Consider the following 12,692-nt stretch of genomic DNA (forward strand, 5'->3'; position numbering starts at 1 on the left):
TACCGGTCGTCAGGCGGTGAAAAGCCGAAGGCACCCGCGCGCCTCGTCAGAGCAGATGTGCGGCCCATCAATCGGACTAAAAAAACGCACTCTCACGAATAGGACGGGTTAGTCCCGGCATCTGCTGGAGCGGGTTGAGTGTGAATCGTTCTGGCTGGCAAGTCCAGCATTTGCAGATGTGTTCGTAAGGCGTGAGGCCGTTCAGGGTCTTCAAGCGCCGAGCGTAGTTGTAGGCGGTGATGAAAGGTGAGCTTCGAGCTGATCGTGTCGATCATAGTGGTAGCGTTGGACGGTCGCTTCCTTGATCGTGCGGTTCATGCGCTCGACCTGGCCATTGGTCCAGGGATGCTTGATCTTGGTCAGCCGATGTTCGATCCCGTTTTCTTGGCATCGCATATCGAACATATGCGTCACGTATATTGCTGTCGGGCCGTCCGCATAGCGGGGCGGGAAGGTGAACTGGATCCCATTGTAAGTGAGCACTGTTTGGATCTTGTAGAAATAAGCGATCGGATAAGCCTTGAACTTTTTCTTCGAAGGCTTGCCGCCTTCAACCTCCGGCAATCGGCTGATGCCGTGGCGCTGGAGGCAGCGATGCAGGGTGACCGCGTCAGATGCGGGATGGTCAGCTGCAAATTCCGTTTGCTATCCTACCCCAGCTCGTTGAGCCGGAGTATCGCCGAAACCTCGTCCAGCTCCAGCGTGACCTCCCTCCGCGGATCTTCGAACCGCAGAGGACCTGAACTGATTCGCTGCATAAACCCCGTTCTGACCGTGTCGCGAGGGGATCAATTCCTCGTCTCGTCAGGGAGCAATTTTCCACGTCGCCCGACAGCGCTCGTCAGGTACTCGACAGCTTCCTCTCATAGCAAAAATTGTGGGGAAGAACACCCGAGTGTCCGACTGCCTGCGGCGCGGACGGTTCGGACCCACGCTGGTTTGTTGCTGGATCCAACGTTGAGAGCACATTCTGTGCTGTGGATTTGGTCGCCGCGCTGCCGTCTCGATTGCCCCGCGCATGAGATCCAAACCGAGCTCTGATGCGCCTATATCTTCGAAAGTGAGAACGGATGGATTTCACCTCAACTAGCCGACTGCAGCAACAATCGAACAGTGCCGCCCAGCAAGAGACTGCACCGGTGTCCCCGTCGACAGACGCGGCGGCCTTTGAGCGGCAGCTAAGCGAGATCACCCGTCCAGGTGATCGTGTGCTGATGCAGACCCCCCCCCATCAAGTCGCCGCATCGCCATCGGAGGCGCAGCCCATCATGCAGGCGAGCGGGCGCGAATGCCCTCCAGCGTCGCAGGGTGAAGGCGGCGGGCCGATGCCAGGCGCCTCGGCGCTGCAGTCTGGCCAGTCAACAGAGGTTTACATAGGTATCAGCAGGCGTCCTCTTTATTCCCAAGATGCTGACCTTATTTTGGGGCTTGAGGAGGCCCTCATCAAAGGGGGGGCTGCCGAGCGCACGGCCAAGAACAATGTGAGTAATCTTCTCACTCTCGACCGCTGGCTCTTTGAAAACAAAAAGCAGGCCATTGCTGCTCGGCTTAACGACGAGTCGCTGACCAATGATGTCCAGGAGTTCATAAGAAAGGGCGGTACCAAGAAGGTCCGTACAGCACTAGATCATCTCCGGACCTCGCAGTCGACGGGCGGAATCGTGCCGATCGCAGGCCTCACTGAGTTGATTCCTTATCCCAAGGACGCGGCTCTCATCAAAGAGTGCAAAAACGAAACACCAACACATATCGTCCAGAACTATGCAACTGCTCTTCGCAGTTTCAGTGACTACCTGCGTGAAAATAACAAGAAGGGCATTGCTGCTCGGCTTTCCGACAAGTCGTTGGATAAAGATGTCGACGGCTATAAGAAAACGTCCGGTCGAGACCCGAAGATCGGGGCCGCTCTAACTTATCTCCGAGGCTCGCGAGCGGGCGCCCGAGCGATGGAACTCGAGCGCGTTATCTCACCCGTTCCTGATTCTGAAGACGCGGTCCTCATGGAGCCGACGCGAGTCAGGGACGCCGCCGCGCCGCGCAGCGCGTGGGAGAGATCTGGCAGCTGGCCAGAGGTCCTCCCCGTGGAAGGTCACGATCAAGATTTGCCTTTGGGGATGATGGACGAAACCCGCCCGTCGTCGCCTCCCGGACCAACCGCGCAAGTCGGTGCATCGCCATCGGAGGCGCAGCCCATTATGCAGGCGAGCGGGCACGAATACCCTCCAGCGTTGCGGGGTGGAGACGGCGGGCCGATGCCAGGCACCTCGGCGCTGCAGCCGGGCAAGTCACCTGGGGTTTTGGTAGGTCGCAGCAAGCGCCCTCTTTATCTCGAAGATAAGCCCCTTATTTTGGGGCTTAGCAAGGCACTCACCGGGGTCGCCGAGCGCACCGCCCAGGACAATGTAGGTCATCTTCTCAGATTGGGCCGCTGGCTCTTTGAAAACAAAAAGCAGGCCATTGCTGCTCGGCTTAACGACGAGTCGCTGACCAACGACGTTCGGGAGTCGATAGGAAAGGGTGATCCCAAGAGAGTCCGTAAGGCACTAGATCATCTCCGGACCTCGCTGTCGACGGGCGGAATCGTCCCGATCGGAGGCCGCGCTAAGCTGAATCCGCATCCCGGGGACGAGGCCCTCATCAAAGAGTACAAAAACGAAGCAACGACAGGTACCGGCATTACCTATACGGTTGCTCTTGGCAGTTTCAGTGACTACCTGCGCGAAAACAACAAGCCGGGCATTGCTGGTCGGCTTCCCAGCACGTCGTTGGATGGAGATGTCGAGGACTATAAGAAGGACGCCGGTGGTTACCGCAACATCAGTGCCGCACTGGCCCATCTCCGAAAATCGTCGGCCGGCGCTAAGGCGATGGAGCTCGATCGCCATATTTCTCATCCTGATCCCGAAGACGCGGCCCTGATGGAGCCGAGGCGGGTCGGCGACGCCGCTGCGGAGCACAGCGCGTCGCAGGAAGCTGGCAGTTGGCCAGAGGAGCTTCCTGCGGAAGCCCACGATCAGGATTTGCTTTGGGGGCTGATGGACGAACCCGGCCCGTCGTCCTCGGCGCTGCAGCCGGCTCGATCAACTGGGGTTCGCAGGAAGCAGCCTCTTTATTCCGAGGACGCTCGCCTTATTTCGGAGCTTGAGAAGGCCCTCATCAAGGGCGGGGCTACCGAAATCACCGCCAAGGCCAATGTGTGGCCCCTTCGCAGCTTTGGCCGCTGGCTTGTCACAAATAAAAAAAAGTCCATTGCTGCTCGGCTCGACGACAAGTCGCTGACCGATGATGCTGAGTTCTTTGGAAAGGGTAATCCCACGAGACTCCTTACGGCAATTGGTCATCTCCGGACCTCGCAGTCGACGGGCGGAATCGTGCCGATCGGAGGCCGCGCTAAGCCGAATCCTCCCCCCCAGGACGCGGCTCTCATCAAAGAGTACAAAAACAAAGCTGCGACAGGTACCGTACGTACCTATGCAGTTGTTCTTAACAGTTTCAGTGACTACCTGCGTGAAAATAACAAGAAGGGCATTGCTGCTCGGCTTTCCGGCAAGGCGTTGGATGGAGATGTCGAGGATTATAAGGACGCTGGTGGTAATCGGAAGATCGGTGCCGCACTGGCCCATCTCCGAAAATCGCCGGCCGGTAAGGCGATGGAGCTCGATCGCCATATTTCCCCCATTCCTGATCCCGAAGACGCGGCTCTGATGGAGTCGAGGCGGGTCGGCGACGTCGCTGCGCGGCACAGCGCGTCGCAGCAAGCTTTCAGCAGGCGAGAGGAGCTTCCTGCGGAAGGCTACGATCAGGATTTGCTTTGGGAGCTGATGGACGAACCCGGCCCGTCGTCATCTCTTCTTGAGCCAGCCGCGCGCCATGACCAGTCATCGGATCCCGGAGAGTCCATTCGTCCCTTGAATTGGGGCTCCGACCGCCAGCAGTTCCCGGACGAGCCGATCGGTGCACTTGCCAAGAGCAACCTCCTGCCAAGCAAGGAGGTCCTCATCAACGATGAGCATGACACAGCTGAATTGAGGCCAGCGAAGAGGCCGAGGACCCTAGACAATCTGCACGGCGTTGCCATTGAGCGGCAACTGAGCGAGATCGTCGCTTCAGGCGGTCGCCTGCTGACGTCGGCCCCCACCCATCAACTGGGTGCATCGCCATGGCAGGCGCAGCCGACGATGCAGGGGAGTGGGTACCAAGATGCCACGGCGCTGCAGCGAGCTGTCAGTCGGCCATTGGTCCTCCCGGAAGGTTATGATCAGGATCTGCGTTTGATGGTGGAAGACGGCCCACCGTGGCCCGGGGTTCCCCCGGAGCAGGCGCAGGACATAGTCCAAGCTGGACAGCAGGAACCTGCCTGGTCCGCCTCAACCTGGTCGCCGCAGATGCCGCTCAACTTTGATTGGGGTATGTGGCCGGTCCTGGAAGCATCGCCGGCGCACTCTGCCAGGGTTCACTCAGACACCTATGGCGGTCTTGAAGCAGCGGTTAATCCGAATTCGCCCGGATCATTTGAGTTGCGTGACAACGCTTGGAGCCCGCCGCCCGACTTTGCGCCGCCGTTTGCCAGGCCGGTACCGGGTCATCACCATGGCGCTCGACAGCTCGGCTCGCCGCAGCGGCTTTCTCCGATGCCAGCCTCCTCGGACGATGAAGCTTTGGCGTGGTTGAGCGAGGAGTTGTCGCGGCGGAAGATGCAAGCACCGGCGTCACCATCAACTGCCAGGGTTCAGCATCTCGCACTGGTGAATCCGAATCCGTCCGAGTTGCGCGACGATGCTCACTTTGAGCCAGCGCAGGCTGCCGGGGCTCGCTCAAGCACCTACGGCGGTCCTCCATTGGTTGATCTGACTGCGGCCACGCCGTCTGAATCACGCGACGATGTTAATTCTGTGCCGGCGTTTCCGAGCACCTCCTACGATGCTCAGATCGGGGCTTTAGGTCCGACAGCCTCGCCTCACGGCCGCGGGCTGGTGCTCGAGGACATGGAATGGCTGGGCGACGAGCATGTCTTGAGAGATTACCAGCTCCTGGCGCAAGAGTTGGGGGGGGGCAATCCGAATCTCGCCGCCCGGACGCGGTTCGTGGATCCTCTCATAACCCTTGTTAGCCTGCGCTTGGGCACCGAGAGCGAAATGCTACGCGCATTCCAGCGCATCGTCCATGATCAGAATGGTGACGACACAGCCGACTTCCTGTTCCTGCCAGTGAACAATGCCCGTGCTACGAATCTCCCCGGCACCCATTGGTCGTTGCTGTTTGTTGATCGCCGCGACCGCGAAAGGCCGGTTGCCTATCGCTACGACTCCATGGGGGAATACAACAACACGCCCGCAGCAGAGCTCGCAGCAAGGCTGGGCGCCCGCCTGGAGTCACGCGGCATGACCCAGCAGCTGAACACTTATGATTGCGGCGTCTTCGTGGTGGACGGCACGCGGGCGCTGGTTAGGCAATTGGAGCAAGGACGAGCACCACACCTGCTGAACCTCAGCAGCCTCGTTGCCAATCGGCAGGCGCTGCAGAACCGACTCAGGGGCTGATGTCGTACGCATACGACGAAGACCGCCTGATTGAAGCGTGCGCGCGGGCACGACGAACTCTATGATGGTTTGCGTGAAGGTCAGGCGGCTTGCTGACCGGCGGGCTCGGCGCAGGAGCTTCCATTCCCAGGGCAGCAGTTCGTGCAGATGCGATGCGGGAAGATCGGCGATACGGGCGAGGACGTCGGCGAGTCAGGCCTTGGGATCGACTTTGTTGAGGCGACAGGTCGTGATGATCGTCAGCATGATGGCGGCACGGTCGGCGCCACGCTGGCTGCCGGCGAAGGTCCAGTTGCGCCTTCCCAAGGCGATGCCTCTCAATGCGCGCTCAGCACAATTGTTGGTCAAGCAGATCCTGCCTGTCATTCGGCCCAAACAGGGCTCTGCGTCGAGGGTAGAGGGTACCGCCGCGCTACCGGACAGGGCTGGTATCGGTAGGGTCACGAGATCGGGACGAAGCGCGAAATTGGTTTGCATTTGCACGCCGCCAAGCCGCACCGATCGCGTCCAAGACAAGCCGCCCGAGATCGTATCGCCCCAAGATTGCGCGGCGGCGATCAGGGTGAGACTCCAGCGACAATCAAGGTGAGACTGCGTCGATGGGGACGGACCGAAGGGAGGGCGCAGCCCGACCGGAGGACCGTCCCCATCGGCGTCGCGTTTTTGGACCCGTCTGGCGGCCGGGTGCGGCTGGTGCAAGCTGTTGATTCGCCTCGACAAGAGGGAATCGATGCCTTGCCTGGCCTCCACATCACCGACCACCAGATGAGGCTGTACATGACCTACCGACTGACACTGTCCCCCGAGGCCGCCGCGGCCAAGGCGGGGTTCTCGAAGGCAAGCGCGGATCGAATCGAGGGCGATTGTCGCCCGCCATCGCAGAAGAAGACGCCGAGGGGCCGGCGCCGGTCCGATCCGCTCGGGCAGTATTGGGACGCCGAGATCGTTCCGATCCTGAAGGCTGCGCCCGGCATCCGCGTGATCGGCGGCTGGACGAGCTGCGCCGACGGCATCATGACTTGAACCCGAACATCCGCCGCACGCTGGAGCGGCGCATCAACGCCTGGCGCGCGCTCAACGGTCCCGAACAGGACGTGATCTTCCGCCAGCAGCACGAGCCCGGCCGCCTGGTCTGTCCGACTTCACCGGCGTGAGCGCGCTCGGTATTACCATCGCGGGTGAGCCGCTCGATCACCGGCTCTATCACTTCCGGTTGGCGTTCTCCGGCTTCGAGCATGCCCATGTCGTGCTCGGCGGCGAAAGCTTCGTCGCCCTGGCGGTGGGCTTGCAGAACGCGCTGTGGGCGCTCGGCGGCGTGCCGCGGGAGCATCGCAGCGACAGCCTGTCGGCAGCATTCCGCAATCTGGCCGCCGACGCACGGGAGGATCTGACGCAGCGCTACGCCGGGCTGATGGGCCACTATGGCATGGCGCCAACGCGCAACAATGCGGGCATCGTACATGAGAACGGCCCGATCGAGAGCGCGCACGGCCATCTCAAGCGGGCACTGGAAGATGCGCTGTTGCTGCGGGGGACGCGCGACTTCGCCAGTCTCGATGCGTACCGGGCTTTTGTCGACGAGATTGTCGGCCGGCGCAACGCCAACCTCGCCAAGCCGATCGCGCTCGAGAAGGAGGCCTTGGCGCCGCTGCCAAAAGGCCGCACGACCGACTTCGAGGAGAAAGTGATCCCGGTGACGTAGTCAGGCGGCTTCATCCTGCGGCGCGTGTTCTACACCGTGCCTTCAAGATTGATCGGCCATCGCCTGCGTGTGCGCATCTTCGACGACCGGCTCGAATGCTTCCTTGGCGTCACGCCGGTCGTGACGCAGCGGCGCGGTCGGCCTATGTCCGAGAGCCAGGGCGGTCATGTCGTGGATTACCGGCACGTCATCCATGCCCTGCGGCGCAAGCCGATGGCGCTCCTCAATCTCGTTTATCGCGACCAACTCTTCCCGCGTGCAGCTTACAAACGTCTGTTCGAGACCTTGCGGGAGCATGGTGATGACCGGCGCGCCTGCAAGGTGACGGTCGAGCTTCTGGCGCTGGCTCACGAGCGCGCCTGCGAAGCAGAACTCGCCGAGGTGATCGCGATGGATCTGGACGCGATCTTGCCGCGCTGCGCGGCCGCTTCCGACCCGAGGCGGCCTCGATCCCACGTGTCGCCGTGTCGCCGTCCAGCTGGTGCCGCTCGACGTCTACGGTGAACTCGCCTCCGTCAGCGTCATGTTGGGCCGCTCGAACCTGGGAGAGGCAGCATGACCGGTATCGCTACCTCCGTCGATGCCGCCCGTGTCGAGCTGCTTCTCAATGAGCTCCGCCTGCCGGGCGTCAAGGCGATCTGGCCGAAGCTCGCCGCACAGTCGGACAAGGAAGGGTGGCCTGCCGCCCGCTTCCTCGCCGCCCTTGCCGAGCACGAGGCGGCCGATCGCACCCGCCGTCGGATCGAGCGACACATGGTGGAAGCGCGTTTGCCCGCCGGCAAGACGCTCGCCACCTTCGACTTCGAAAGCGTGCCGATGCTATCAAAGGCACAGGCGATGGCGCTCGCCGCTGGCGACGCCTGGTTGAAGGCCGGCGCCAATTTGCTCTTGTTCGGTCCACCCGAGTCCGATTCATACTGCTCACCTCGCTATGCCGTTATAGTTCAAGCTCTCTTTGGCGCAGATCGTCGGACGGCGGCCGCCGGAAGCGTCGCGCCTGCGCGGCCTTCTTGACCTCGGGTTGCTCCAGATCAAGCGCTTTGATCACCCAAGGTGCGCCTTTGCACAGCTGGTGCGCAGGTAAGCTCTGCTCCGCGATCAGACGGTGAACCGTCGATGGGCTGACCTGCAAGGCTGCGGCGGCTTCATCCAGAGTGATTTCTCCTCTCTCCTTGCGTTCGCCCTCTCGGTAGGGCGCGATAGCCTGCTGGTTGCGCAAGTGGCAAACGCGGGCGCGGGTCCAATTGTTACCCCGCCCCGTCGACTTGCCGGCCCGGTTGAGGACTGCCGCGATCGTGTTGTCGGGCATCTGCCGTGCCAGAACACGCACGAGATCGATGGCATCCGCGGACGTCCTCCAGCGGTGTTGACCCGTACGGTTCTTCCTGGTCTTCAGTGCTGTATGATCGCCGCCCTGCCAGTGGATGACAAGCTCGATCGCCTCATCGTGGACGCGCACAACGATCTCGCGGATCACAGTTCGGATGATCCGCTTGCGCGTCGCAGGCGTCGCCCCAGGGCTGTTCCAGGCTCACTCCAAATCGGAGCCAAGCGCGAGTAACCGCTCGCGATCCGCCTCGCTCAGAGTCGTCTCCGGCTTGGCTAAAAACGCCCCGCGCTCATCCTCGAGCGCGCGGACAGCCAGCAGGCGTTCATTCCAACGCCGCTCCAACTCGCCAGCTACCAAGCGATGGTCGGGATCGACGGCCTCATAGTGCCGACGAGCACGAGTGGCCTCATAGCGCGCTTGCTCCAGAGCCAGTTCAAGTTGGCGCAGCTTCTCGGCGTGCTCACGGCCGCGAGCCTCCATGGCAGCCAGCGCAGCCTTGACACCGAGCGGCTGCAAACGTGCGATGACTTCCGCGCTGATTGCGCGATCCACGCGCAGGCCGCCGAATGAGATGCACGGATCTCCGCCATGGTTGATCTGGCTACCGCGGCAATGATAACGCCCAACAGTGCCGTGCGTGCCACTGTAGGCAACGTGAAGTTTGCGACCGCAGTGACCGCAACGAAGGAGCCCTGCAAGAAGGGCCTCGCCGCAGCGGACCGAGCCACGACTCATGAAGCTCTTCCCATTGGCGTTATCGGTGATCAAGCGCTGATTCCTCTCGAACTCCGCCCACGTAATGTAGCCCTCATGGTGATCCTTGATCAAAACTTCCCAGTCGCTGCGCTCCCGCCGGAAGCCCCGCACGATCCTCTTGCGGCCGGCCTCGATCGTCACCCGACTGCCCGAGCGCCCGAAGGCGTAGGCGCCAGCATAGATGGGATTGGTAAGGATGTGATAGATCGTATTGTAGACTGGTAACTTCCACTCGACGTGGCGACCCTCGGGGCCATGGCTGACCGCGGGCAAAGTGATTCGTTCTTGCCGTAACCACAGGTGGACCTGGCGAAGTGTCTGCATCTCAGCAAACCTGGTGAACACGAGTGCGAGCGCCTCCTGAATGCGCCGATCAGGGTCCTTCTCGATCCGATCGTGGGAGACTTTGAGATAACCGATTGCAACGTTGAGGAAGAGCTCCCCCCTGCGGGCCTTCTGCTTCAAGGCTTCAAGCGAGCGCTGCCGAAAGATAGACAGCTCCATCTCGCTCATTGTGCCCTTCATGCCGAGCAGAAGGCGATCATTGGGGTGGCGCGGATCATAGACGCCGTCCTCATCGGCGATCAGTGTTCCGACGAGCCCGCAGAACTCCAGGAGCGTATGCCAATCCCTGCCGTTGCGGGCCAGCCGAGAGGCCTCAATCGAGACCACAGCGCCAACTCGCCCTTCGCAAATGGCGGCAAGCAGCTTCTCGAACCCGGGACGCGTGGTGCCGCCACCAGAGCGACCGAGATCATCGTCGATCACGACCACCTCGCTCCAGCCCAGCTGCCGCGCACGGTCGGCCAAGCCGTACTGGCGGCGCTGGCTCTCTCGGTTGTTGATAACCTGGTCGGCCGTCGACTGACGAACGTACACGACGGCCTGGCGAGCAAGGTGCTCAGGCGTGATCTTGCTCACCGCTGTCCTCCCGGTTCACGTCGTTTGCGTCGACCGCGCTGTCGGTGAGTGCTTCGGTCAGAAGCTCCTTCAACAGCTCCAACATTTGCTGGTGGGCTTCGATTGGAATGCTGCTGTATTTTGGAGGGCTCCCGAAAAGATCCCCCTGACGACGTGATGCGTCCGCCATGACCGCCTCCTCGCGATTGGGACGATTCCCTGGGAGAGGAGGCTAAGACCGCGTCGGCAAGAACGCGCGCCTCCAGCAGACGATCCACCGGAAGCCGCGGATCAGCCGTCAGTCGGAAGGAAGCGGCGGCGGGGGCCGTCATCCATGCCGGCAGAAGCGTTAACGTCGCATCAGGTTGTCTGATAACAAAATGCGTCTCACTCCCGAGCCGCTTGCGGGCGACAACGACGACTAACGCTCCACATCGCGGATGAAATGGGTAGAGGATCTCAACCTCAGATCCCAGACACCCGGCATTATGACGCTGGCCCGCCTGGCGGCGGCAAGACCCATCTCGGCACGGCGATCGGCCTGGCTCTCGTCGAGAACGGTTGGCGCGTTCTCTTCGCGCGCACCACCGATCTGGTGCAACGGCTGCAGCTCGCGCGGCGCGAGCTGGCGCTGGAGTCCGCGATCGCCAAACTCGATCGCTATGACCTCCTGATCCTCGACGACATCACATATGTGAGCAAGGATCAGCCGGAAACCAGTGTGCTGTTCGAGTTGATCGCCGCCCGCTACGAACGACGCTCGCTGCTGATCACGGCCAATCAGCCATTTGGCGAATGGGGGCGTATCTTCCCGGACCAGGCAATGACGTTGGCTGCCATCGATCGTTTGGTCCACCACGCCACGATCCTCGAGATGAACGTCGAAAGTTACCATCGAAAAGTTGCCCTCGATCGCAGACGCGGTCCAGGCCGGCCGCCTGTTCACACTACCCCCAACGAACTCGACGGCGGCCAGCGTCAATTATCTCCTGACTCGGCCGCCTCGTCTCATCTTGATTGACGCGCCGCTCCCATCCTGATTGTCGCGTTATAAACGATAGGCGCTCGGTATCCGAATACGCCCACGTGGAGGCGAGGCGCGTCAGACCGCCAAACTCCTGTGATACAAAACCGCCCCGGGTTTGCCGGAGGCCATTTAGTTTAAGTTCTGCCGCCATGGCGGATTGTTCCAGCATGGCGTAGTAGCGTTTCTCGGCTTCGGCCGGCGGTATGTTGCCGATGGGCTCGAGGAGCCGTCGGTTGTTGAACCAATCCACCCATTCCAGGTCGCATGTCGCAATCTCGACGGCCTCGAAGCTGCGCCATGGGCCGCGCGGGATCACCTCGGCCTTGTAGAGACCGTTGATGGTTTCGGTGAGAGCATTGTCATAGGAATCTCCGAGGCTGCCGACAGAAGGCCCCACACCAGCTTCAGCCAAGCGCTCGATGTACTTAATGGATACGTATTGGCTGCCTCTGTCGCTGTGGTGCACGAGCCCGCCACGATGGACCGGCCGTCGATCTTGCAGTGCCTGCTCCAGCGCATCGAGCACGAAGCTGCATGCGCCGCGCGCGAGGCTCGCCAGCCCACAATCCTGCGGGCATAGGCGTCGATGACAAAGGCGACGTAGACAAAACCCGTCCAGGTCGCGACATAGGTGAAGTCGGAGAGCCAGAGAACGTTCGGCCTTGGCGCCTTGAACGGGCGATTGACGTGATCCAGCAGGCGTGGCGCAGCCTTGTCGCTGATCGTGGTCTTGATGGGTTTGCCGTGGATCACCCTTGCAAACCCATGTTCCGCATAAGTCGCGACACTGTGCAACGGGCAACATCGAAGCCTTCGCGCTTGAGCTGGCGCCAGACCTTGCGCACGCCGTAGAGGGAAAAGTTTTGATCGAAGGCGCGCCGAACCTCGATCTTCAGGGCGGCGTCCGGCTTGGCGCACGTCGACAGCCTGGCGGGATCGCGCCGTTTGGCCACATGGGCGTGGTAGGTCGAGGGGGCGATCAGGCAACACCTGACAGATCGGCTCGACCCCATGCGCCCCACGATGATCGTCAATGAAGGCGATCATGGCTTGGACCGGCGGTCGAGCTCCGCCATCGCAAGATAAGCGCTCGCCTTGCGCAGGATCTCGTTGGCCTGTCGAAGCTCACGGTTCTCCCGTTCCAGGGCCCTCAGCTTCTCGGCCATCTCCGTCGGAACGCCGGTCCGCTGCCCGCTGTCGATCTCGACCTTCTTGACCCAGTCATGTAGCGTCTGCGGTGTGCAGCCAATCTTGGCGGCAATCGATCTCACCGCCGCCCACCGCGAAGGGTGCTCGCTGGCGTGATCCGGAACCATCCGAACCGCACGGGCCCGAACCTCGGGTGAAAACTTGTTCGTCGTCTTGCTCGTCATGGCTCCATCCTCTCGGGAGTTGGAGCCTCCGGCAAACCCGGGGCGGTTCAGACTGCAACAAAAG

At 61.6% G+C, this 12,692-nt stretch carries 4 protein-coding genes, 6 pseudogenes and 1 other annotated feature; of the genes and pseudogenes, 4 read left to right on the forward strand and 6 right to left on the reverse strand.

What is annotated here, in order from left to right; genetic code table 11:
- Positions 1–76: 76 nt before the first annotated feature.
- A pseudogene (locus ACVIGA_RS29110) lies at positions 77–635 on the reverse strand (integrase core domain-containing protein); the annotation flags it as partial.
- Between the two features lie 435 nt (positions 636–1,070).
- Here ACVIGA_RS29110 and ACVIGA_RS29115 point away from each other — a divergent pair.
- Positions 1,071–5,540 carry a Ulp1 family isopeptidase gene (locus tag ACVIGA_RS29115; RefSeq protein WP_456668728.1) on the forward strand — a complete coding sequence of 1,490 codons (4,470 nt, stop codon included), beginning with the start codon at positions 1,071–1,073 and terminating at the stop codon, positions 5,538–5,540.
- 114 nt (positions 5,541–5,654) lie between these two features.
- Here ACVIGA_RS29115 and ACVIGA_RS29120 read toward each other — a convergent pair.
- Positions 5,655–5,900, reverse strand: a pseudogene (locus tag ACVIGA_RS29120) (transposase domain-containing protein); the annotation flags it as partial.
- 375 nt (positions 5,901–6,275) lie between these two features.
- On the opposite strand from ACVIGA_RS29120, the pseudogene istA reads away from it, so the two are divergent.
- Together istA and ACVIGA_RS29130 are read left to right on the forward strand one after the other, a co-directional pair.
- A pseudogene (gene istA, locus ACVIGA_RS29125) lies at positions 6,276–7,712 on the forward strand (IS21 family transposase); the annotation flags it as partial.
- Between the two features lie 85 nt (positions 7,713–7,797).
- Positions 7,798–8,145, forward strand: a pseudogene (locus ACVIGA_RS29130) (ATP-binding protein); the annotation flags it as partial.
- Between the two features lie 34 nt (positions 8,146–8,179).
- Here the strand turns inward: ACVIGA_RS29130 and ACVIGA_RS29135 are convergent.
- Genes ACVIGA_RS29135 through ACVIGA_RS29145 form a run of 3 tightly spaced genes read right to left on the reverse strand, consistent with a single transcriptional unit; the run spans position 8,180 to position 10,418 of the window.
- Entirely contained in the window at positions 8,180–8,719 is a 540-nt protein-coding gene (locus ACVIGA_RS29135) for a helix-turn-helix domain-containing protein (protein ID WP_456668679.1), read from the reverse strand.
- Between the two features lie 54 nt (positions 8,720–8,773).
- Positions 8,774–10,249 carry a recombinase family protein gene (locus ACVIGA_RS29140; protein ID WP_456668729.1) on the reverse strand — a complete coding sequence of 492 codons (1,476 nt, stop codon included), beginning with the start codon at positions 10,247–10,249 and terminating at the stop codon, positions 8,774–8,776.
- Positions 10,230–10,418, reverse strand: coding sequence for a hypothetical protein (locus ACVIGA_RS29145; protein ID WP_207835012.1), 189 nt, complete (start codon positions 10,416–10,418; stop codon positions 10,230–10,232). The genes ACVIGA_RS29140 and ACVIGA_RS29145 overlap by 20 nt, the downstream gene beginning before the upstream one ends.
- Before the next feature lie 306 nt (positions 10,419–10,724).
- On the opposite strand from ACVIGA_RS29145, the pseudogene ACVIGA_RS29150 reads away from it, so the two are divergent.
- Positions 10,725–11,249, forward strand: a pseudogene (locus tag ACVIGA_RS29150) (ATP-binding protein); the annotation flags it as partial.
- 148 nt (positions 11,250–11,397) lie between these two features.
- Here ACVIGA_RS29150 and ACVIGA_RS29155 read toward each other — a convergent pair.
- Positions 11,398–12,628, reverse strand: a pseudogene (locus ACVIGA_RS29155) (IS3 family transposase); the annotation flags it as partial.
- Positions 12,227–12,344: a sequence feature (AL1L pseudoknot), on the reverse strand. Its footprint overlaps the pseudogene before it by 118 nt.
- Positions 12,629–12,692 lie beyond the last annotated feature (64 nt).

It is taken from the genome of Bradyrhizobium sp. USDA 3240, assembly GCF_054063295.1.

Bases quoted from the DNA above. Each gene is read 5' to 3' on its own strand.
- ACVIGA_RS29115 (WP_456668728.1), top strand. From the start codon at position 1,071: ATGGATTTCACCTCAACTAGCCGACTGCAGCAACAATCGAACAGTGCC.
- ACVIGA_RS29145 (WP_207835012.1), bottom strand. From the start codon at position 10,418: ATGGCGGACGCATCACGTCGTCAGGGGGATCTTTTCGGGAGCCCTCCA.